This window comes from Enterococcus sp. DIV0840, from assembly GCF_050527835.1.
GTDB lineage: Bacteria > Bacillota > Bacilli > Lactobacillales > Enterococcaceae > Enterococcus_L > Enterococcus_L ureasiticus.
Window position 1 is genome coordinate 2139460 of sequence record NZ_CP172876.1, and the last position, 21729, is coordinate 2161188.

Here is a 21729-nt window from a genome sequence, read left to right on the forward strand (position 1 = left end):
TTCGTGTTAGCTTCTTTTTTTTATAAAAAATACGGGATAAATCGAACCGATTTTAATCCCGTATCCCATTCAAGTTAGTTGAATCTCAATACCTTTATGATCAATTTGAATCCAATAGTCAGCAATCTTACCACTTTCAACTAAATAAACAGCGCTAGCGATTTGGATGATCGTGTTAGCTTCATTTGCCTTTCCAACCTGTTTAAAACGGCCATAGACCTTCTTGTCCTCCACCAACATTTCTTGAATTTATAATTCAAATTGTCCATATAAATCCTGTATTTCTTCCATATCTTCAATATAATCTTGCGGTGATCTCGCTATTGTATATTCATTTTCAAACTAAACTTGATGCGCAATCACACTTTCATGGATAAAATCATGCGTCGCCTCAAGTTTTTTTCAGAATGAATGCTATTAAAAAAGCATCAACTATATTTTTTGAATCACTCACAAGAACTTATCCTTATTTTTATCTATTCACTTGACCAGATAGTTTAAGGATAAACAATTCAAAGAGTAGCTCTTTATCTATCATCCCAGTTTTCATTTTAAAATCATTTTCTACTAGTTCATCATAAATTGCTTCCAAACGATCCAACTCAAATCGACGAACTTGCTGCAATGCCAGTTTTACACGATAAGGATGAATTTTCAACGTTTCAGCAATATTCGCTTGTTGATACCCTAATTTTGCTAAGATTTTTGTTTGTAAAAATAAGCGAATTTGATTCAACAAAATCGCATTCAGTTTAATAGTTTCTTCGCCTTGGAGTAATAGATCTTCATATAACTGAATTGCTTTTTCCCCTTTACCGGATAACACATCATTAGTCAAATCAAATACATTATGTTCTAAGGATTTCGGTACAAGTTCTTTAACCGCATTTAGTGAAATTATTTTGCTATCAGAAGAATATAAAAACAATTTCTGTAGTTCCCCCATTACTTTTGATAAGTTCAAATCCGTTAACTGCAACAATAAATCAAATGCCTCTGGGCGAATCTCATAACCTTCACTTTGAATTGTCTGTTCCACATATTGCCTTACTTCACGTTCTCCCATTGGATTAACATCAATGACTTCAGCTTGTTTTTTTATTGCTTTTGTAACTTTTTTTCGTTCATCTAATTTTTCAACATTTGCACTAAATACTAAAATAGTCGTAGGTGAAGGTTGTTCTAGATAGTTTAACAAACTATCTATATCATGATCCAATCCATTCGTTTTTCTTTCTGCGGTTAAAAAATAAGGATTTTCGATAAAAACTAACCGATAATCACCAAAAAAAGGTATTGTTTCAGCCTCCTCCATTGCTACAGAAAGTGGTACTTCTTCCATATCAAATGAAGAATAATTAAATTGGTCGTCTTCCGTTTTGATCAATTGGCTCATCAATTCCGTTTTAAATAATTCACTTAAATACCCTTCTGTTCCTTGAATTAAATAAACAGAAGCAAAATGCTGTTGTCTCACTTGTTTTAATGCCTCTTGTAAGTTCATACATTCCCTCATTTCTCTTTTCCATCCTATCATGGCAGTTCAAGAAATGCTAGTCTTCTTCCATGATTGTTTTAGCTGGAGACATTCTTGTAAATGGTGTCCATTCATAATAGATCATTCCGTTTTTATCCGTTTGAAATTGCGTTATCTGCTCTTGATTTAAGGTATCCACGGTTTCTTTATGCGGATGTTTGAATCGATTATTACGCCCGCAAGAAATAATTCCATCTGTAAGTCCAATCCTTTGGATAAACAAAGGATCAGATGAGGTTTTACTCCCATGATGTCCTACTTTTAATACATCAGCTTTCAATGTCGGGAATTGTCTTATCATTTGTTGTTCCCCTTCTTTTTCTAAATCACCTGTAAATAAGAAACGTCGGTCAGAAACCTTTGTATAAACTACCATCGAATCTTTATTTTCTCCTGTTCCTGAAACGGTTGGAGCAAGTATTTCTAAAGAAATCGAACGGCTGATAGATGCACCAGCTAAGATTGGATAACATCTTGTCCCCTTACGTTTTAAACGATCCAGCATTTGTCGGAAAACAGGTTTCTCTTCTGTCCCAACAGGGAAATACAATGAACGAATCGGAATCTTCTCATTAATCGTAAGTAAATCACCACAATGATCCATATCTCCATGACTGATCAAAACTTTGTCAAGATACTTTACCCCTTTGCTTTTCAAATATGGAATCACCGAGTAATCCGCATTCGCTATTTGTTTCGTTTTAACTGCCCATTTTTCTTTCTCAAAATCAACCTTACCACCCGTATCGATCAAAATATTTTCTTGATGAAACGGTGTTTGAATAAAAATGCTATCTCCTTGACCAACATCGATAAAAGCAATCGTACCTTTAGGAGAAAAATACTTGTTGTTCATCAAAAAAAGTAACCCTGCCCCTATCAAATATGCTTTTTTTGACCGTTTAGACATCGTATGAAGTAATAAGAAAAGTGAGCTACAAGTCAGCAGAAAAAGAACAGGTGAAAAAACGCCCGTAACCAACGTGAAAGTACTATAACGACTTAACCACTCAAAAACTGATTGCTGAATCACAAAATATATTTCTAAAACATCAATCAATAATTTGATTTTGTAAGCAAATGAACTTAACAAACTTATGGTTAATACAGGTAAGATTGCTCGCTCAAAAATTGGTAATAACAAAAATGTAAACAGACTACTTGTTAACTGCCATTCAAAAAATGTCAGACCAATCAGAGGAATCATCGTAATATTCAATAAAAGAGAAAAACAATACATCCGAATATAACGATTGTTGATTCTTTCTACAATAGGATGCACATATAAAATGAAAAAAGATAAACCGTAACTTAACTGACCACCAGCAGAAAATAGCAAATAAGGCTGAAAAATTAAGCCGACTATCAGTGACAAACTCCAGCAATCCAAGCCAGATAAGCGCCATTTAAATTCTCTATTACTAAGTGAAATCAAGCTTTGCATCAACGCACGAACAACACTGATAGAAAAACCCGTTAATCCTGCATAAACAATTGAAAACAGCAGTTGCAGCCAAAATAACTTTTCAATTGTGATCCCACATCGTAAGAATAAATACCTAAAGCTTCCAACAAAAAATGTCACGTGCATTCCCGATAAACTGAATAAATGAAGAATACCTAAATTGGCCAGTATGCCTTCTTTTTGAGAAAACTCACTTGATTTAAAACCAAAAATCAATATTTTAAGATGCAACGCCGTTTCTTTTAAAAATGTATTGTCACAATAATCAATAGCTCTTTTTCTGTAACTACTTAACCAAGCCAAAAAACCATAAAATTTTGGACTTTCCGTTTCGATTTTATGCATATTACTAATCGATAATGTTTGATAGACTCCATTTTCTTTTAAATACTTTCGATAATCAAATCCATTGAGATTCGTTTGTGGTAATGGTGTTTCAAATTCACCTGAAAGATAGATTTTTATCGGCAGATCTTTTTTTTGCCAGCTTTGTTTCTCTTGTTCGGAGGTAAATCGGTAAAAAGCTATTACTTTACGTTTGTTTTTTTTAGACTGAGAAAAACTGCCTTCCAACTGAAGACGATCACCATCGATTTTAAATTTATCAGGCAATACAGATAAGTGACCTGTCACTTCAATTGCTTCTGGAAACTTCTCTTGTTGTTCTTTATTTAAGGTCTGCCAACAAGAAATTGTCAGAATCAACATGCCTAAAAAACTGACACTAACAATCGTCTTATTTCTTGTGCAGAGGACTCGACTAATAAAATAAAACCAAGCGACACCCGTTAGTGGGCTTGGTTCTAAAATGAAGAAAACTGTTCCTATAGATAATGATACTGGAAAAATCCAGTAATTATTGATCTGTTTGAGGTACTTCTTCCACTGAAGCAGTCTCTTCTTCTCCTAGTTGTAATTCAGCAAAGTATTTCTTTGATAGCGTTACCTGATCTACAGTTGCACCAACTTGTTTGATCAATGCCATAGCGTATTCATTATTGCGATAATCTTTTAAATAATGGATTTTTTTGATGCCTGCTTGTAAAATCATCTTCGTGCATTGTAAACATGGAAAATGAGTTACATAAATTTCAGCACCCTCTGTCGGAATACCAAATTTTGCACACTGTAGGATGGCATTCATTTCAGCATGGATCGTTCGAACACAGTGACCGTCAACCATATAACAGCCGTCATCAATACAATGAACATCTCCGCTAACTGATCCATTATAACCACCAGCGATTATGCGTTTGTCTCTAACTACAGTTGCACCAACTTCTAGACGTGTACAAGTACTTCTTAATGATAGCAATACGCTTTGTGCCATAAAGTATTGATCCCAAGGAATTCGTTCTAGTGTCATATTCTGCTCCTTTTTTGTAAGTATTTATTGTTAAAACTATTTTTGCTGATTTTTAAATTATTAATAGGATATACAAATAGTAAATTATAGAAAAAGTCTCGTCAAGAACCTGCACCAGATATTTGTAAAATAGTTGCATTTCCTTTCACTCAAGTAAAATTTTTACGTAGTGATTGACTCTTTTAATTTCTCAAATGTTTTTTCACCAAATCCAGAAATATTCTTTAAATCTTCAATGGTTTTAAACCCACCGTTTTCTTCCCTGTAACGAATGATTTCTTGTGCTTTCTTTTGACCAACACCCGGTAAAGCTTGTAATTCAGTTTCACTAGCTTTATTAAGATTGATTTTGCTTGTGTCTTTACTTTCGCTCTCCAATGACTCGCTACTTTTCTCAGATATTTGGACTTCTTCACCTATTTTTGGTACATAAATAACCATTTGATCTGTAATCCGTTCGGAAAAGTTGACTTGTTTTGTATCTGCAGCATCACTTACTCCTCCAGCAAGCATCACAGCGTCCCAGACACGCATACTTGCAGTTCCCTCATACATTCCCGGTTTTTCCACAGCGCCCTTTATATCTACGTATATTTGCTGAGAAGACGCTTCTGTCTCACTCGATTGGGCTGAACTGACTGAACTCATGACTAACTCGTCATCTGTTAACTTATCAGGCGCAGATTTAACCAAAATAAAGAGAATAACACCAAACACAATTCCAAGCAACATCATACCTCCGATTATAAAGTGCTTGTATTTCTGTAACAACATGCGACAATCCATGATTTCCCCCCTTCTAAATAAAGATACGCATTCTTTTTATTTTTTCATGATAGAAAACAAAAAAGTTCATCGTATAATAGGGTAAGAAGGTGATAAAAGATGGAGAAGGAAATTATTTCGTTATTAAAAGAGAAAGATTTTTTAGGGTTAGAAAAATTCATTGATCTTTTTGGTACTGATATCATTAAATGTATCCGGGTAATCTTAGATCGGCCAGAAGAAACAATCTATAGAAAAGAAGCTGAAAATGAGGTTTTTTATCGTATTTGGCAGAAAATTTCTAGTTATGATGAAGCCAAGAGCAGCTTAAAAACGTGGAGTTTAACAATTACACGTAATATTTGTTTGGATAAAAAACGCTCGATCATTCGTGAACAGAACATTATTCCAATGGAGCAACTACCTGAGAATGCTATAGAAGATAATTATTTTGAAAAGGAAAACTTCTTAGATTTATTAAGCTATTTAACAGAAGAAGACCAAATGATTTTCCTAAAATACTACTATTACCAAGATACGCCAAACGACATAGCAAAAGAGTTAAAGATGGATGTTTCACAAGTGTATAATCATTTATCGCGGGCCAGAAAAAAAATTAAACAACAATTGGATGTAATTCTATGAGTCGACCTGTTACACTTTTATCTATCTAGTTTCATAGGCTTGCCTTTCGGGAAAAAGATAAAATCTGATTGTGGTAAAAAGCACCACCTTCATATTTTCCGGTCAAGGCTAAACGAGCCCACTTCGCTTTTAATATAAGGAGGAATTTCAAATGGTAAATCCATTCAAAGTGGTTATTAACCAAATCAATAACGAAATAACAAATAGCTCAAAAAAAGAATTGAATAATCAGCAAAAGAAAAATTTATTTAATCAAACAAAAATGTATATATTTTTACAAGATTTTATCGAGAAAGTTAAACCCTATCTAAAAGAAGGAGAAGAAATCCACGCCTATCTCCCAATGACAACTGACGGCCAAAATGTTTCTGCTGTCGGCCTTGGGCTTTTGGGAATGTATCATCCTGAATCTGAAGAAGCCAAGGCATACGTTAAAAACTTCAATGATCTTAGAGGGAATCGTATTCTGATTTTTACCAATCAACGAATGATTTTTACAACAATCATAGAATTTTTAGATCAAAGAACCTTCTTTAGTTATCCTTATACAACGATCAAGGCCATCACATTAAAAGAAAATAAAATGACTTATTTTGATTGGGATGACTCTTTTCCGCCTAAACGAGCGGCACTATATACGTATACTTTTGACTTTGAATCAGAAAATCATATTTTTACGGAGCTTTTAGGGCAACGAGATGCTGATATTTTAAAACGACAATTGTTGGAAATTCCAGCACTGAAAGATATACTTGTTACAAGAAAAGTTTATCGTAAACAAAGATTTGATCGTGTCGTTAATAATCCTGTATTAGCTTATAGGCTTATGTATTATTTGCCTCTAGCAGCTGCCTTGGTTTTCTTGATTCTCTTAGCTTTAGGCGGATTCTTTCACATAGGTCCAGCAAAATCATTGTTTAATTTTACTACAGAACCTGCTCTACAAATGATTTTCATTTGGCTTTTACAATAGAATAAAAAACAAGACAACGAAATTTTGAATACTTCGTTGTCTTGTTTTTTTATTTTTCTTTTAATGTTTCAAGATAATCCAAAGCGTCCTGCACATTCTTTACAGGTACGATTTTCATTTTTGTTCCAATTTTTTCAGCAGCTGCTTTCGCTTCTTCGTAATTGGTTTTGATTCCTGGTTCAGCTTTTTTCATTTCCTTAGTAATTTCGTCATCAGGAGCAAAGAAAATTTCTGTTTCATTTTGACTAGCAGTGACAACTTTCTTGTCGATGCCACCAATCCGTCCGACGACTCCCTGAGTATTGATAGTTCCTGTCCCAGCAATTTTATGCCCTTTACGAATTCCTTTTTGCGTTAATTGCTCATAGGTCTCTAAGGTGAACATCAGACCGGCTGATGGACCTCCAATATCTCCTGCATCGATTTCAACAGGAACGGAAGACTCGATTTCTGTGTGATCTGTCAGACCAATTCCGATACCTGCCTTTTTATCCGTTGGCAATTCGATCAATTTACCTTCTGCCTCTTTTGACTTACCATCTTGTAAATAACTTACAGTAACTTTTTGTCCGACCTTTTGTTTTTTTACATAGTCTACAAATTCTTCACTACTTTTAAACGTTTTTCCGTCGATTCCTGTAACCGTGTCTCCAACAGAAATTTTCCCTTTAAAACTAGAATTATCTTCTATAGCTAAAACGTATACGCCTTTAAAATTCATTTTATATGGAACATCAGCGAGCTTTAATGCTTGCTCAATTGCAGCATTTTTTGAAGAATCCATGTAATATTGCTGAATTCGATCGTATTCACTGCTTGTACTTGATCCCATCAATTCTTCTTTACTAATCAATTCTTGAAAATCCGAAAATTTTGCTTTTAATGCTGAACCTAAGGTTGCTTTACGAACGCCGACTGTTGTTAAATAAAACGCACCTGGTTCTGAATCTTTTTTGTTATTCACTGTCACAAAATCTTTTAAATTCTCAGTTGTACCGGGTCCCTCAATGTAATACGGAATGGGAAAAATCATTATAATGATCAACAATATAACTACAGCAAAAGGCAGCATCGACTTGATCGATATTTTTTCTTTATGTTCATTCTTCATTTGGTTTCATCTCACGATTCTTTTGATTTAGTGCTTGATTAACAGACTTTGGCAAATATTTAGAGACATCTCCGCCAAATTTCAATACTTCTTTTATTAAACTTGAACTTACGTGGGCATAGGTTTCATCTGCCAATAAAAAAACAGTTTCTAATTCAGGTGCTAAATGATGGTTCATCGTAGCAATATCTTTTTCATACTCATAGTCTTTGACATTTCTTATTCCTCGAATTAAAAAGTTAGCGCCCAATCGTGCAGCACTTTCAACAGTGAGTGTCGTTTCTTGAACGATTACTTTCACATTTTCTAAATGAGCCACAGCTTCTTTAATTAAAACAAGCTTTTCTTCTAAGGTAAAAAGAGCCGTTTTATTTGTGTTTACAAAAACACCCACGATGACCTTATCAAACATCTTTGTACTACGTTCAATCATATTTAAATGACCATTTGTCAAAGGATCGAAGCTTCCAGGAAAAAGAGCAATTTTAGTCATCGCTTACCTCCTGTTTATAAATTGTTATTTGCGTGATACCATAAGTTGTTTCGCGAGTTTTTATACATGTACCAATGGTTTCGGGAAGCTCGACAGATTTATCCGTCTCACAAACAATGACCCCATTTTCACTTAGTAAATCATAGGCAAGCATTTGCTCTATTTGCTTTTCGATTTCCTGTTTGGCATATGGTGGATCTAGTAAAACCAAATCGATCGTCGTTTTTTCTTCTTTCAAAAACGTCAATGCCTTATTGGCATCCATTTTCTTGACGATAAACTTCGCTGGTTCTTTGGTTACCTCAATATTTTCCTTAATGACTTTAATTGCGGAGAAGTTTTTTTCAATACAGATCCCTAAATCCATCCCTCTTGATACCGCTTCAATCGCAAGACCACCGCTACCTGCATATAAATCTAATACAGTTCCTCCATCAAAATATGGACCGATCATATTAAAAATCGATTCTTTTACTTTATCCGTTGTAGGACGTGTATTATCGCCATCTAAAGCTTTTAAGCGTCGTCCCCCATATTCTCCAGAAATAACCCGCATCTTTTAACGCTCCTTTACATGATCATCTAATGTACTTCAATAGTATATCAAATATACAGAAAAAAGATGAAAAATGTTTGACGTTCTTTCACATTTTTCATCTTAATTTTTACACATTTTCAGCTAAACGAATTTGAGTACTTAACTCTTCGACCTCAAATCCTTCTTCTTTCTCATATTGATAAGCAGCTTTTGTACCAATTTTTTCAGCAAAATTCATTTCCACATCGGGACGATATGATCGTTCCACTTTACGGACAAAATGCAGGCCATTGATTTTAGCTTCTGAGCTTTCTATATCTTCTTCGTTCATATAAATAACGACATATTTCATCCGACGAGAAACATAATGAATTAATCCATAGCGTTTCAATGTCTTTAATTGCTTTAAACTGTACACAAAAACAACTAAACACCGTCGTTTTTGGATGGTAAATTCTTTTTCTTCATTAACTTGCATGACAATTACCTCCACAACCTGAGTGTTTTCCTTTTTCAAAGAATGGATTTCCGGCATCTACTTTGATATCCGCTGAAATTGTTTTTGCTACAGCCATACCTACCAAATCAAGAATCGTTTGAACTTCGGTCTCTGAAAAACGAAATTCAGCTACTTCCTCACTCATATCCAACGCCCTTTTTGCTTGACGAACCGCACGTTGCTTGGTCCGAAAATCCGGCGCATGATTCCCATAAGCTTCGATTCGCTCAAATGAATCTTTTGCATCCAAAAATGCCTTTTGTTTTTCTCTAACATCTTTTGATGCATACATTGTCTGACGATTTATTTTATAAGATTCAATGCTCTCGCTTGCTAAAATAGCTTGAACAAGTTTTTCTGTCTGATCTTCTATTTCAAAAAGTTTTTCTGTCACTATCATACTTATTCACTTTCCTCTGTTTGAGATATTTCTTTTTCTGTCTCTTGTAATAAGACTAACATACTTGCTTTAGAGAAAGCAACGCCAATGTTTTCATTTTCTTCATGGGCAAAGCGGGAATGATACAACGAATCCGAAAACCACGAAAGCACAGTGAATGTTGAATCATAAACTGGCTCTGTATACATACCAGTTGCTTTTTTCTTATCTAATTGACCTATTTTCAATAATTTTTGGTACTCATCATTTGTCAGTGTAAAAATAGCGGCTGCGCTCATTTGTTCTTTGCTGTACTGCCAGATTTCTGCTCGTTCTAGCGAAAGAATATTTTTTTGATTTTTGTTTAAGGTTTCAAAAAGCTTTTGAGCATTTTTTTGGCTTTCAGTATTCACACGATAAGTAGGCAATCCTTCTTTAAGCTTTAACAAGTTTATTGTTCTAATAACTTGATTACTTTTAACAGCATCAAAACTTGATGACTCCTCTGTTAATAAAAATGGAACAACTTCACCTTCTACCAATTGATATGGCATCAATGTCAATAATGTTTTTTTATCTAAATAAGCAACGGCTGAAAGCTTTCCTGTACCATGATTGAAAAATAAAATAGCAAATGTTTTATTGTCAAAAGCAATCAGGGGACGATAATTCATATCCTCTTCCATTAGCTCCACATTATAGTTATTTTCTTTATATGTAAATGCGAAATTTGAATAAATGGTCATCAGTTCTGAAACATCAGACAACTTCATACCGATCGAAAATGGTGTTGTTTCTTTTGAGTCATTGAACGCTTTGATTGCAGCAATTTTTTCATTTTGGACATTTACTTCTAGATAATCTGAATCTTTCTCTCCATATATCCATAGATCGTAGCCCATCACTGTCTTGTGTTTTTCAAGAGGTTCACCAAACTCAGCTACAAAATCAGCTGTTTTTTTTCCTATGTACGTAGCATAACCCGAAGTTGAAATTTCTTCATAAGGTAAAGCAGTATGAGAGACTACTTGTCTCCCACGATCTGCTTCTTGCTGCATTTTTTCAGCAGGGAAAAAGACTGGCTGTAAATAGCCACCTATTAGGACTATAAAGAAAACGCCTAAGAATGCTAAAAATCGTTTCATCTTTTCCCCACTTTTCGTTTAATTTTCTTTTACTTCTATTAATAGATCTCCTGAACTGATCGGTTCTTCTTCAAAAACGTAAATATGTTCAACGATCCCATCAAAGCGAGCTTCGATCGTTGTTTCCATCTTCATCGCTTCTGTTACTAACAAAGCATCTCCTTTTTTAACTTTATCTCCTTTATTAACTAAAACCTGGAGCACAGAGCCTGACATTGTTGCGCCAATTTGCTCTTTATTAGTTGGTTCTGCTTTGCGTTTTGTTTGAACAGAAGATTTGATAGAAGTATCTTTGATCACTATTTCACGTCGTTGACCGTTTAAATTAAAGAACAATACTCTATTTCCTTCAATATCAGGATCACCAATTTCATCTAAGCGGATGATCAATGTCTTGCCTTTTTCAATTTGAACTTCTACAGATTCTCCTTGGCGAATTCCTTGGAAGAAGGTTGGCGTATCTAATAATGTAACATCACCAAAATTTTGGTAAGAATTACGGTAATCCAAGAATACTTGAGGATACATTAAATAACTCAAGATCTCTTCTAGTTTCGGTTCATAGCCGATTTTTTCAGCCAATTCTGCTTTTACTTTATCAAATTTTACAGGTGCTGCCAAACTTCCTGGTCTTTCTGTAAAGGCTGGACGACCTTTCAAAATAATTCTTTGTAAATCTTTAGGAAAACCGCCTACTGGTTGACCTAAATCGCCTTGGAAGAAAGTAACGACTGATTCAGGGAAGCTCAATTCTTCTCCATTAGCATAGATATCTTCTTCTGTTAAATTATTTTGAACCATAAACAGTGCCATATCTCCAACAACTTTTGAAGACGGCGTCACTTTTACGATATCACCAAACATCAAGTTGACAGTATGATACATTTTTTTGATATCATCCCACTGATGACCTAAACCAACTGCTTTCGCTTGTTGTTGTAAATTAGAATACTGTCCACCTGGCATTTCATGCATGTAGACTTCTGTCTGCGGTGCATTCAAGCCATTTTCGAATGGTTGATAATACATGCGAACATCTTCCCAGTAATGGTTGATTTTTTGCGTATTATCAATATTGACATCAGGTGTACGATCACCATTAACTAAAGCATAATACAAACTGCTCATACTAGGCTGACTTGTTGCCCCACTCATTGCACTTGTAGCGACATCTACAATATCAACTCCAGCTTTAGTTGCAGCTGAATAAGTGATAATACCATTGCCGCTCGTGTCATGAGTATGCAAGTGAATCGGTAAATCAGTTGTATCTTTTAATTCACTAATTAAACGATAGGCAGCTTGTGGTTTTAACAAACCAGCCATGTCTTTGATTGCAATAATATGTGCACCCATTTTTTCAAGTTCTTTGGCCATATTTTTATAATACTCAACATTATATTTTGCTCTTGACGGATCATTGATATCACCTGTGTAACAAATAGCAGCTTCTGCAATTTTACCTGTGTCTCTAACTGTTTGAATACTTTTTTCCATTTGTGGTAGCCAATTTAAGCTATCAAAAATGCGGAAAACATCGATTCCTTGTCGTGCTGACTCTTGAATAAATTCTTCAATAACATTATCTGGATAATTTTGATAGCCAACAGCATTCGATCCTCTAAACAGCATTTGCAGCAATGTATTCGGCATTAATTTACGAATTTTGCGCAGTCTTTGCCATGGATCTTCATTCAAGAAACGATAAGCTACATCAAACGTTGCACCGCCCCACATTTCACTAGAAAATAGCTCTGGCAATCCTTCACCTGTTAAACGCGCAATTTCTTTGAAATCCTGTGTTCGTACACGAGTAGCTAATAAACTTTGATGCGCATCACGAAAAGTGGTATCAGTCAATAAAACATTGTCTTGTTTTTTGACCCAGTCGATGACCCCCTGTGCTCCATCTTTATCTAAAATATTTTTAGCAGTCACATAATCACTGCGCAACTCTAAATCAGTTGGAATACGCGGTGCATCAAAATATTTCTTCGTTGATTTTTCGATACCTGGAAACCCATTGACCGTTACTTCACCAATATATTTCATCGTTTTATTGCCGCGATCTCTTAATTTCGGAAATTCAAATAATTGCGGGGTATTATCGATAAATGTTGTTTTCGCTTCACCTGACTGAAACTCAGGATGACCGATTACTTTGTGTAGGAATGGAATATTCGTCTTAACACCACGAATTCTAAATTCTCTCAAGCTACGTTCCATCTTTTGAATCGCTTTTTCAAACGTAAATCCATGCGTACAAACTTTTACTAACAATGAATCAAAATAAGGAGTAACGACAGCCCCAGAATATGCATTCCCGACATCTAGACGGACACCAAAACCACCTGGCGAACGATAAGTATCGATCTTACCAGTATCCGGCATAAAATGATTCAATGGATCTTCTGTTGTGATTCGGCATTGGATTGCTGCACCATTTAACGTAATGCTTTCTTGTTGTGGGATCTTCATATCTTTATGTAGATCGAGACCTTGAGCGATTTGCAATTGGGATACCACAATGTCGATATCTGTGATCATCTCAGTAATTGTGTGCTCTACTTGAACACGAGGATTTACTTCAATAAAATAAAACTGATCCCCTTCAACTAGAAATTCAACAGTTCCAGCATTTATATACTGAACATGCTTCATTAATTGAACCGCAGCATCACAGATTTCTTTCCGTTTTTCTTCACTCATTGAAACACATGGAGCTACTTCTACGACTTTTTGATGACGACGTTGAACTGAACAATCACGTTCAAATAAGTGAACCACATTACCGTGATTATCACCTAAAATTTGTACTTCGATATGTTTTGGATTGGAAATATATTTTTCAACATAGACTTCATCAGAACCAAAAGCTGCCTTTGCTTCACTTTTCGCCCGATCATAACCTTCTCTGGCTTCTTTTTCGTCATGAGCAACTCGCATACCACGGCCGCCGCCGCCAAGTGCTGCTTTGATCATAATTGGAAAACCATGTGTACGACCAAAATCCAAGACGCCTTCTACTGTATCAACCGGACCATCAGAACCTGGTATTGATGAAATCCCAGCAGCCACAGCGGCTTCTTTCGCTTTGATTTTATCTCCAAAAATGTCTAAATGATGCAATGACGGACCAACAAAAATAAGGCCTTCTTCTTTACAGCGACGAGCAAATTCTAAATTCTCAGAAAGAAACCCGTACCCTGGATGTATAGCATCAGCTCCAGATTTTTTAGCAATTCGGATAATGTCCTCCATATCAAGGTAGGCTTCGATTGGTTTTTTCCCTTTACCAACTAAGTACGCTTCATCAGCTTTAAAACGATGAACTGAATATTCATCTTCTGCTGCATAGATTGCCACTGTCCCGATGTGCATCTCTGTACAGGCTCTAAAAATTCGAATTGCGATTTCTCCACGATTTGCTACTAAAACTTTTTTCATTCTTTCACTCCTACCCGTTTATTGACCTTCATTTATTTATTAATTACCAAGTAATTGGTATTCCTGGTCCATCTTCTGTTTTTTCTCATCTGCACTGATATTCAATACGAAAGCAACCGCAATAGAAATAATCAGTACACTGTTTCCTCCTTGACTTAGGAAAGGAAAAGTTACTCCTGTTAGTGGGATTACTCCAGTAATTCCGCCTAGATTGATAAAAACCTGTAATAACAACATTGAACCAATACCAATACACATTAATGAGTTAAATGGTTTTTTAGAGCGTACACCAACTAAAATAATTCGAGCAATCATAAACATCAAAATTGCCAATATAATCAATGATACAAGTAAGCCTAATTCTTCAATCGTAATAGCAAAGATAAAATCTGAATGGGCTTCTGGTAAAAAACCTTTTTTCTGAATACTATTTCCTAGTCCTTTTCCAAACCAGCCGCCATTATTGATAGCATAATAAGAATTTGCCAACTGATGTCCGGCATTTCGTTCGTCTTTAAACGGGTTTAAGAAAATAGCAAAGCGCTGGTACACGTATTGATAACGTTCAGGAATAATACTGCCTCCCGTTAAAAGTAACGTTTGAATGACAGCAATACTACCTAAAATTCCAGCTCCACCAACCAGATATGTATACATGTAATTAACACCACTAGCTAGTACCATAATAATCACCAATAAAGTTAAAATTGCTGCATTTCCCAAATCCGGTTGAATCGCAACAAGGAAAATTAAACAGCCAACCAAAAGCATTGGTCTAAATACTGCCTTTTTAAATTCTTTGTCGATATACTTCTGTCTTCGTCCTAAAATATAGGCAAGATACCAAATTACCATGATTTTTAGATACTCAGCTGGTTGCATTGAAAATGTACCAATTTGAATCCAACCTTTGGCACCATTGATCTCTGCTCCTAATGTTGTAAATCGAACGGCTAAAAGTAAAACCGAAATGACTACGATCGCAAACATAATAAAGCCTTTGATTTGATAGACCGTCGTTTTCATCTTATAGATAAAAAACATTGCGACCAAACTTAGAAGCCAAAATTGTAGTTGCGTTATAACCATACCTGTCGGCGGTTCTCCTTTAGATACTAGTAAAGAGGATGTTGAACTGTAAACCATAATCAATCCCACTGCACTAAGGACTAAGTAGGGGATCAAAATACTATAATCTAACAGATGCCTCTTTTTAATCTTGTTTGGCAAAGCTTAAACCTCCTTGCCAATCTCTTTTTTTTCTTGTGTTTCCTCATAAACGTCACTATATAATTGGTTAAGCTCTTTTTCTAAATCACTTAGCAATTGATGTCCTTCTTTTGAACTTAAAATACCTAATCGAATGGCATAAGTCACTTGACGAGAAAAACCATACATTTGTGTATCTACGACTTCCTCAAAAGCCTTACACTGGGAAATACATAGGCTATTTTTTTGATTGCGAATCAACATCATGATCCTTTGTGCATCATCGTTTAACAGCTGAACGGCAAAATCTTTTGAAATGGATTCCATTTGCACTAAACCTCCCATCTTAATTATGTAATTATAGCATAATTTGGCCATTTATTAACAGAAATTTTCTGAAAATCCCGTGTTTAAAAAATTTCTTTAATTTTTAGCAAACAGAAATAAATGGAAATCTCATTAATCTTACAGTTTATCGCAACAATCGCTCATAGAAATAGGTCTTTTATGACAGTTACACCAGACTGATCACACTCTTTAGACGAGTGTGGTTACGTTTCACGCACTCTTTATATTTTTTATTTCAATTTAAGCCATAAACAATTGCATAATAAATTACATAAAACCAACCTAATGCGCCATGAAACACTGCCCAAAGGATACTGTGCCAATTCACATACGAAATAACTAATGCTAATGCACATCCAAATGAAATGCCGGCTTTTGCACTCTCTTTCATAACTGCTCCTCCTAAATTAGATGACTTTTTTTTATAAAATAAATCGTTTAGATTGAGATAAAAAACGGATCAGTTATATTGACCGTTTCACTCTCATTGATTATTTTAGCTAATACATATTGCGTATAAATACTATTATTAATAGTAACAGAATCTATTTTAAGAAGCTATCAAAGTACTTAGAAGGATGCTTTATTCCGTTTATTGTTATTTGATTTGTCAAATTAAGCTAGACAATTGTCTTTCATTTATGTAACTCAAAAATACTTCTAATGGTGTTCGATAATTTAAAGATTTCCTTGGTATGTGATTTCTTTTAGAGGCGACAGCCGCAACAAAAGCTTGGTCAACTTGATTAAAATCCATTGTTTTAGGCAGCCCATCTTTACGTAATAACCCATTCGAATGCTCATTTAATCCGCGTTGTGAGGGGGTTCCAGGGTCTGCAAAATAGATAGAAATATCATTGACATTACTCATGTTTTTCCAATTTGAAAATTCTTTTCCACAATCAAAGGTCACGGATTTGAACAAATTTCTGGGAATCTTTTGTAGCCAATCAGTTGTCGCTTTTTCAATATCCAATGCTTTCCGACCATTTGGTTTTAATGTAATAATCACTTTTGAAAGGCGTTCAACTAGAGTGATGATGGCACTTTTATGATAAACGCCAACAATTGTGTCCCCTTCTAAATGCCCAAATTCCTGTTGGAAATCAGGGTAGTCAGTGGATCGTTCTGAAATATTGCGTTTAAATGCTTGCTTTCCGCGACGTTCTTTATGCCCGTTGGGCTTTCGTTTCCCTTTCATTGGTAGTTTTGAGCAATCAAATTGATTTGCTTTAAACTGACGATAAAGTGTTCTAACAGAGCATGAAATAGGAAACTCAGCTCGACCAATAATCACATCAGGTGTCCACCCTTGAGCCACCATAGTTTGAAGGTAATCATGCTGTTCTGTAGGCAAACTAATGGGTTGTCGACCACAACGCGTTTTATTTTCTTTATATTGTTGGTAATAGTCACAGATAGATTTTCCTTGTTTTAGGAAGTTGTAAACATTGTAGATTGTCTGTCTAGAACGATTTAAAGTCTTAGAAACCATCGTAACAGGTTGGCTCATATTGAAATAAGCTTCTATCATCACGAGTTCATTTGATGTAAGATGAGTATAGGTCATTTGTCTTCACTCCTTATAATTCTTTGGTCGGAACTATTTTGAGTGTAGCACAAATGACTTATTTAGTTGTCTAGCTTAATTTTACTATCGGCGTTATAAAAAAAAGACCCTTAAAAGTTAGAATTTCAGATCTTTCTTTAAGGGTCTTTATTATTCTGTTTGTTTTTTTAGTTATAACTGTTTTATTTTTTTAAATCAACAACCATTCTGCCCTTGATTTTTCCTTGTTCCATTTCTTCAAAAATATCATTGACTTCATGTAGGCAACGTGTTTCTACAACGGGTACTACTTTGCCCTCTGCACCAAATTGGAATGCTTCTTCTAAATCTTTACGTGTTCCTACTAATGAACCTACGATTTGAATTCCATCTAATACTGTTTTAACGATTGCTAAATCCATTGTTTCTGGAGGCAGTCCAACTGCAACGACTTTTCCAGCAGCTCTTACAGAATCTACAGCTTGGTTAAAGGCAACTTTTGAAACAGCCGTAACGACTGCTGCATGTGCTCCGCCAACTTTCTCTTGAATCCATGCTCCTGCATCGCCATCTGTTAATGGATTACAAACTAAATCAGCACCTAATTCTTTGGCAAATTCTAGCTTATCATCATTGATATCAACGGCAATTACTTTAGCATTGAACACATTTTTAGCATACTGGATCGCTAAATTGCCTAATCCGCCAATACCATAGATAGCCACCCATTGTCCTGGTTTTACATCAGAAACTTTGATTGCTTTATAACATGTAACACCTGCACATGAAATACTGCTGGCCTGAGCTGGATCTAATCCTTCTGGCACCTTAACAGCGTAGTCTGCTTTAACGATACATTGTTCCGCCATAGCACCATCTACTGAAAAACCAGCATTCTTCACTTGGCGACAGAATGTTTCACGGCCAGTGATACAATATTCGCACGTTCCGCATCCTTCAAAGAACCAAGCGATACTTACACGGTCTCCTACTTTTAAACTTTCAACACCGGGAGCAATTTCTTTCACGATCCCGATTCCTTCATGACCAATCACTCGCCCTGGAACTTCACCAAAATCTCCGTGAGCTACATGCAGGTCTGTATGGCAAACACCACAATATTCAACATCCACTAAAGCTTCCCCAGCTTCAAGCGGTCTGATATCTACTTCCTTGATTTCTACTTTTCCATTATTTTCTTTCGTTACAACAGCTGCTTTCATTCTATCACTCCTGTATTTAATATTATATGGAACAATTATATATTACCATGTATGAAATCGTTTTAAAAGTCTTTTTGAGAAGAATTTCACAATTGGAGAAAATTTGTTCAATATCCATAAAAAAAGAGTGAAAATGAATCATTTTGCATGATTCATTTTCACTCTTTTAAAAGCTATAATTAAAGTTTTAGATTGCTGTTGTTGCGCCACGGTATACAATACCACGACGAGGATCAACAGTGATCAATTCACCATTAGCAATCAAGTTTGTTGCATCAGCTGCACCAACGATTACTGGAATATCTTTCGCAATTGCAACCACTGCTGCATGTGAAGTTAGTCCACCTTCTTCAACCACCAAAGCAATTGCTTTGTCGATTGCAGGCATATAATCTTTGTCAGTTGTTTTAACAACTAGAATAGAACCTTCTACTGCATTTGCTACTGCTTCTTCAGCTGTATTCGCCACAACTGCTTTAGCAATAACAGAAGCTTCTCCGATTCCTTGACCTTGAACTAATTTTGATCCGATCATTTGGATCTTCATTAAGTTTGTTGTCCCTTTTTCACCTACTGGTACACCAGCTGTGATGATGATCAAATCACCTTCGCTTGCAAATCCTTCTTCTTGAGAAGTGTGTGTTGCTAAGTTGAACATTTCATCAGTGCTTGATGGTTTGTCAGCAACCGTTGCATAAACACCCCAAGATAATGATAAGCTACGAGCTTTTTGTTCTGAGAAAGTGATAGCAACGATATGAGATTTTGGACGGTATTTAGAAATCATGCGAGCAGTGTGTCCTGATTCAGTCGCTGCAACGATTGTTTGGATACCCAAGTTACGTGCAGTATGTCCAACTGATTGACCAATTGCTTCAGCCATATCTGTTTTACTGTAAAGTTTTAATGCAAATGAATCTTGGTTGATCAACGCTTCTTCAGTACGCACTGCGATACGAGCCATTGTTTGAACTGCTTCTAATGGGTAATCCCCAGCAGCCGTTTCACCAGAAAGCATTACTGCATCTGTTCCGTCATAGATTGCATTGGCAACGTCATTGGCTTCCGCACGTGTTGGACGTGGGTTGCGTTGCATTGAATCTAGCATTTGAGTTGCTGTAATAACTGGTTTACCTAAAGCGTTACATTTTTTGATTAAGTCTTTTTGTACAACAGGAACATCTTCAGTTGGAATTTCAACACCCATGTCACCACGAGCAACCATCAAACCATCAGAAACTTTTAGGATTTCGTCAATGTTATCGATTCCTTCTTGGTTTTCGATTTTAGGAATGATTTGGATATGAGTTGCGTTTTCTTCTTCTAAAATTCTAGTAATCTCTAAAACATCAGTTGCACGACGAACGAAACTTGCTGCGATAAAATCAACGCTTTGTTCGATACCAAAACGAATATCAGCAGCATCTTTATCAGTGATACCAGGAAGATTTACAGAAACTCCAGGTACGTTAACACCTTTTTTATTTTTTAGAACGCCTTCGTTTTTAACGAGGGTAACGATTTCGTTTGCAGTATGATCGATATCCGTTACTTCTAAATCGATTAATCCATCATCTAAAAGAATATGAGAACCAACATTTACATCATTGATCAATTCTGGATAAGTGATTGAAAATTTTTCGTTTGTTCCTAAAACTTCTGTCATAGAAAGACGTACTGAATCACCAGTTTTTAAAGTGATTGCGCCATTTTCCATTTCGTTTGTGCGGATTTCAGGACCTTTTGTATCAAGTAAGATTGCTACGCGTTTCCCTGTAATTTTTGCAGCCTCACGAATATTTTTGATGCGGTTACCATGTTCTTCAAAATCACCATGTGAGAAGTTCAAACGGCAAACATTCATTCCTGCATTCATTAAGTTTACTAGCATATCAACTGTTTCACTAGCTGGTCCGATCGTACATACGATTTTCGTTTTTTTCATTACCAAACGCTCCTATTCCATTTTTGTTTATACGTCTTGAAGATTATCTATTTTCCTCAAGGGATACTTAAGATAGCTCAATTATTAAGCTTATCCTTAGAAAGAAATCTCTTGATTTAAATCATAAAGTGATAAATCAGGTTTATGTTTGTGGTTTTCTAATGTATCAACGATATCCGCTGAAACGACTTGATTATCAAGCATACCGATACATTGTCCGCCCTTACCGGCTTTCAATAATTCCACAGCATATGAACCAAATTTACTTGCTAATACACGGTCACGAGCACTTGGTGAGCCGCCACGAACAACGTGTCCTAAAATAGATACACGTGTGTGGAAATCGCCATGTTCCGAAAGTTGGTCAGCAAATTCATTCCCGCCCATAACACCTTCAGCTAAAATGATCAAGCAATGTTTTTTACCACGATCACGGCCTTCTCTAATACGCTTGGCAACATTGACCATATCAAAGTTATGTTCTGGAATGATAATTTCATCAGCGCCACCAGCAACACCTGACCAAAGAGCGATATCGCCTGCACCACGTCCCATTACTTCAATAACGAATGTACGTACATGTGAAGTTGCAGTATCACGAATACGGTCAATCGATTCTAACACTGTATTGATTGCTGTATCAAAACCAATCGTAAAATCAGTCCCTGGAATATCATTATCAATCGTTCCTGGAATACCTACAGCTGGAAAACCTCGTTTTGTAAGAGCCATTGCCCCATGGTAAGAACCGTCTCCACCGATAACAACTAATCCTTCAATGCCGAATTTTTTCAATTGTTCGATTCCTTTTAGTTGACCTTCTTCTGTTGCAAATTCTGGATAACGGGCAGAATATAAGAATGTTCCCCCACGTTGAATTTTGTCACCAACATCAGCAATGTCTAAACGGCGGATATCTCCTGCCACCAAACCTGCAAAACCGTAGTTGATCCCATAAACTTCGATTCCATCAAAAATCCCTTTACGCACAACTGCACGAATTGCAGCGTTCATTCCTGGGGCGTCTCCCCCACTGGTTAAAATACCGATACGTTTCATTCGTTCTTTCACCTCATAATAATATACTTTTAA

General features: G+C 35.8%; 21 protein-coding genes. 2 read left to right on the top strand and 19 right to left on the bottom strand.

Features of this window, described 5'->3' with window-relative positions; all coding sequences use genetic code 11:
* Positions 1 to 69: 69 nt before the first annotated feature.
* The 5 genes from IGL98_RS10195 to IGL98_RS10215 all read right to left on the bottom strand — a co-directional run bounded on the left by IGL98_RS10195 (position 70) and on the right by IGL98_RS10215 (position 5154).
* Entirely contained in the window at positions 70 to 234 is a 165-nt protein-coding gene (locus tag IGL98_RS10195; protein WP_206911360.1) for a hypothetical protein, read from the bottom strand.
* Between the two features lie 238 nt (positions 235 to 472).
* Positions 473 to 1504, bottom strand: coding sequence for a DNA polymerase III subunit delta (holA, locus tag IGL98_RS10200; RefSeq protein WP_206911361.1), 1032 nt, complete (start codon positions 1502 to 1504; stop codon positions 473 to 475).
* Positions 1505 to 1553: 49 nt separating this feature from the next.
* Complete coding sequence (locus IGL98_RS10205) at positions 1554 to 3896, bottom strand: DNA internalization-related competence protein ComEC/Rec2 (protein WP_242590039.1); 2343 nt, start codon at positions 3894 to 3896, stop codon at positions 1554 to 1556.
* On the bottom strand, positions 3859 to 4368 hold the full coding sequence (locus IGL98_RS10210) for a ComE operon protein 2 (RefSeq protein ID WP_206843159.1): 510 nt from the start codon (positions 4366 to 4368) through the stop codon (positions 3859 to 3861). The genes IGL98_RS10205 and IGL98_RS10210 overlap by 38 nt, the downstream gene beginning before the upstream one ends.
* A gap of 162 nt (positions 4369 to 4530) precedes the next feature.
* Positions 4531 to 5154: a helix-hairpin-helix domain-containing protein gene (locus tag IGL98_RS10215; protein ID WP_069644882.1), complete on the bottom strand. Its 624-nt coding sequence runs from the start codon at positions 5152 to 5154 to the stop codon at positions 4531 to 4533.
* Positions 5155 to 5253: 99 nt separating this feature from the next.
* Here IGL98_RS10215 and IGL98_RS10220 point away from each other — a divergent pair, with 99 nt between their 5' ends.
* On the top strand, positions 5254 to 5778 hold the full coding sequence (locus tag IGL98_RS10220) for a sigma-70 family RNA polymerase sigma factor (protein WP_206843161.1): 525 nt from the start codon (positions 5254 to 5256) through the stop codon (positions 5776 to 5778).
* A 151-nt stretch (positions 5779 to 5929) separates the two neighbouring features.
* On the top strand, positions 5930 to 6751 hold the full coding sequence (locus IGL98_RS10225) for a PH domain-containing protein (protein WP_206911362.1): 822 nt from the start codon (positions 5930 to 5932) through the stop codon (positions 6749 to 6751).
* Positions 6752 to 6800: 49 nt separating this feature from the next.
* Here the strand turns inward: IGL98_RS10225 and IGL98_RS10230 are convergent, their stop codons facing one another.
* The 14 genes from IGL98_RS10230 to pfkA all read right to left on the bottom strand — a co-directional run bounded on the left by IGL98_RS10230 (position 6801) and on the right by pfkA (position 21696).
* Positions 6801 to 7862, bottom strand: a complete 1062-nt coding sequence (locus IGL98_RS10230) for a SepM family pheromone-processing serine protease (RefSeq protein WP_206843164.1) — start codon at positions 7860 to 7862, stop codon at positions 6801 to 6803.
* Positions 7852 to 8355 carry a pantetheine-phosphate adenylyltransferase gene (gene coaD, locus IGL98_RS10235; protein ID WP_206911363.1) on the bottom strand — a complete coding sequence of 168 codons (504 nt, stop codon included), beginning with the start codon at positions 8353 to 8355 and terminating at the stop codon, positions 7852 to 7854. Before coaD ends, IGL98_RS10230 begins: the two co-directional genes overlap by 11 nt.
* On the bottom strand, positions 8348 to 8911 hold the full coding sequence (gene rsmD, locus IGL98_RS10240) for a 16S rRNA (guanine(966)-N(2))-methyltransferase RsmD (RefSeq protein ID WP_206911364.1): 564 nt from the start codon (positions 8909 to 8911) through the stop codon (positions 8348 to 8350). The genes coaD and rsmD overlap by 8 nt, the downstream gene beginning before the upstream one ends.
* Positions 8912 to 9020: 109 nt before the next feature.
* The gene (locus tag IGL98_RS10245; protein WP_206843169.1) at positions 9021 to 9371 is read right to left on the bottom strand and encodes a YlbG family protein; all 351 of its coding nucleotides are present in this window, start codon (positions 9369 to 9371) and stop codon (positions 9021 to 9023) included.
* Positions 9361 to 9792, bottom strand: coding sequence for a YlbF family regulator (locus IGL98_RS10250; RefSeq protein WP_206843170.1), 432 nt, complete (start codon positions 9790 to 9792; stop codon positions 9361 to 9363). The genes IGL98_RS10245 and IGL98_RS10250 overlap by 11 nt, the downstream gene beginning before the upstream one ends.
* Before the next feature lie 2 nt (positions 9793 to 9794).
* Positions 9795 to 10916, bottom strand: coding sequence for a CAP-associated domain-containing protein (locus IGL98_RS10255; RefSeq protein WP_206843171.1), 1122 nt, complete (start codon positions 10914 to 10916; stop codon positions 9795 to 9797).
* A gap of 18 nt (positions 10917 to 10934) precedes the next feature.
* Positions 10935 to 14363 carry a pyruvate carboxylase gene (locus IGL98_RS10260; protein ID WP_206843172.1) on the bottom strand — a complete coding sequence of 1143 codons (3429 nt, stop codon included), beginning with the start codon at positions 14361 to 14363 and terminating at the stop codon, positions 10935 to 10937.
* Between the two features lie 39 nt (positions 14364 to 14402).
* Positions 14403 to 15593, bottom strand: a complete 1191-nt coding sequence (locus IGL98_RS10265; protein ID WP_206843173.1) for an FtsW/RodA/SpoVE family cell cycle protein — start codon at positions 15591 to 15593, stop codon at positions 14403 to 14405.
* Positions 15594 to 15596: 3 nt separating this feature from the next.
* Positions 15597 to 15899 carry a YlaN family protein gene (locus tag IGL98_RS10270; protein WP_069644892.1) on the bottom strand — a complete coding sequence of 101 codons (303 nt, stop codon included), beginning with the start codon at positions 15897 to 15899 and terminating at the stop codon, positions 15597 to 15599.
* A 256-nt stretch (positions 15900 to 16155) separates the two neighbouring features.
* Positions 16156 to 16311 carry a hypothetical protein gene (locus IGL98_RS10275; RefSeq protein WP_206843174.1) on the bottom strand — a complete coding sequence of 52 codons (156 nt, stop codon included), beginning with the start codon at positions 16309 to 16311 and terminating at the stop codon, positions 16156 to 16158.
* Between the two features lie 219 nt (positions 16312 to 16530).
* Complete coding sequence (locus IGL98_RS10280) at positions 16531 to 17490, bottom strand: IS30 family transposase (RefSeq protein WP_206912045.1); 960 nt, start codon at positions 17488 to 17490, stop codon at positions 16531 to 16533.
* A gap of 182 nt (positions 17491 to 17672) precedes the next feature.
* Positions 17673 to 18692 (bottom strand): alcohol dehydrogenase AdhP, encoded by a 1020-nt coding sequence (adhP, locus tag IGL98_RS10285; protein ID WP_206843175.1) that lies wholly within the window; start codon positions 18690 to 18692, stop codon positions 17673 to 17675.
* A 187-nt stretch (positions 18693 to 18879) separates the two neighbouring features.
* On the bottom strand, positions 18880 to 20637 hold the full coding sequence (pyk, locus tag IGL98_RS10290) for a pyruvate kinase (protein ID WP_206841914.1): 1758 nt from the start codon (positions 20635 to 20637) through the stop codon (positions 18880 to 18882).
* A gap of 96 nt (positions 20638 to 20733) precedes the next feature.
* Positions 20734 to 21696 carry a 6-phosphofructokinase gene (gene pfkA / locus IGL98_RS10295; RefSeq protein ID WP_206911534.1) on the bottom strand — a complete coding sequence of 321 codons (963 nt, stop codon included), beginning with the start codon at positions 21694 to 21696 and terminating at the stop codon, positions 20734 to 20736.
* Positions 21697 to 21729 lie beyond the last annotated feature (33 nt).

Excerpts from the sequence above, each read along its gene's own strand:
- IGL98_RS10280 (WP_206912045.1), bottom strand. The coding sequence starts at position 17,490 with ATGACCTATACTCATCTTACATCAAATGAACTCGTGATGATAGAAGCT.
- holA (WP_206911361.1), bottom strand. The coding sequence starts at position 1,504 with ATGAACTTACAAGAGGCATTAAAACAAGTGAGACAACAGCATTTTGCT.
- IGL98_RS10260 (WP_206843172.1), bottom strand. The coding sequence starts at position 14,363 with ATGAAAAAAGTTTTAGTAGCAAATCGTGGAGAAATCGCAATTCGAATT.
- IGL98_RS10250 (WP_206843170.1), bottom strand. The coding sequence starts at position 9,792 with ATGATAGTGACAGAAAAACTTTTTGAAATAGAAGATCAGACAGAAAAA.
- IGL98_RS10275 (WP_206843174.1), bottom strand. The coding sequence starts at position 16,311 with ATGAAAGAGAGTGCAAAAGCCGGCATTTCATTTGGATGTGCATTAGCA.
- IGL98_RS10220 (WP_206843161.1), top strand. The coding sequence starts at position 5,254 with ATGGAGAAGGAAATTATTTCGTTATTAAAAGAGAAAGATTTTTTAGGG.
- IGL98_RS10215 (WP_069644882.1), bottom strand. The coding sequence starts at position 5,154 with ATGGATTGTCGCATGTTGTTACAGAAATACAAGCACTTTATAATCGGA.
- IGL98_RS10230 (WP_206843164.1), bottom strand. The coding sequence starts at position 7,862 with ATGAAGAATGAACATAAAGAAAAAATATCGATCAAGTCGATGCTGCCT.
- adhP (WP_206843175.1), bottom strand. The coding sequence starts at position 18,692 with ATGAAAGCAGCTGTTGTAACGAAAGAAAATAATGGAAAAGTAGAAATC.
- coaD (WP_206911363.1), bottom strand. The coding sequence starts at position 8,355 with ATGACTAAAATTGCTCTTTTTCCTGGAAGCTTCGATCCTTTGACAAAT.
- pfkA (WP_206911534.1), bottom strand. The coding sequence starts at position 21,696 with ATGAAACGTATCGGTATTTTAACCAGTGGGGGAGACGCCCCAGGAATG.
- rsmD (WP_206911364.1), bottom strand. The coding sequence starts at position 8,911 with ATGCGGGTTATTTCTGGAGAATATGGGGGACGACGCTTAAAAGCTTTA.
- IGL98_RS10210 (WP_206843159.1), bottom strand. The coding sequence starts at position 4,368 with ATGACACTAGAACGAATTCCTTGGGATCAATACTTTATGGCACAAAGC.
- IGL98_RS10270 (WP_069644892.1), bottom strand. The coding sequence starts at position 15,899 with ATGGAATCCATTTCAAAAGATTTTGCCGTTCAGCTGTTAAACGATGAT.
- IGL98_RS10255 (WP_206843171.1), bottom strand. The coding sequence starts at position 10,916 with ATGAAACGATTTTTAGCATTCTTAGGCGTTTTCTTTATAGTCCTAATA.
- IGL98_RS10225 (WP_206911362.1), top strand. The coding sequence starts at position 5,930 with ATGGTAAATCCATTCAAAGTGGTTATTAACCAAATCAATAACGAAATA.
- IGL98_RS10245 (WP_206843169.1), bottom strand. The coding sequence starts at position 9,371 with ATGCAAGTTAATGAAGAAAAAGAATTTACCATCCAAAAACGACGGTGT.
- pyk (WP_206841914.1), bottom strand. The coding sequence starts at position 20,637 with ATGAAAAAAACGAAAATCGTATGTACGATCGGACCAGCTAGTGAAACA.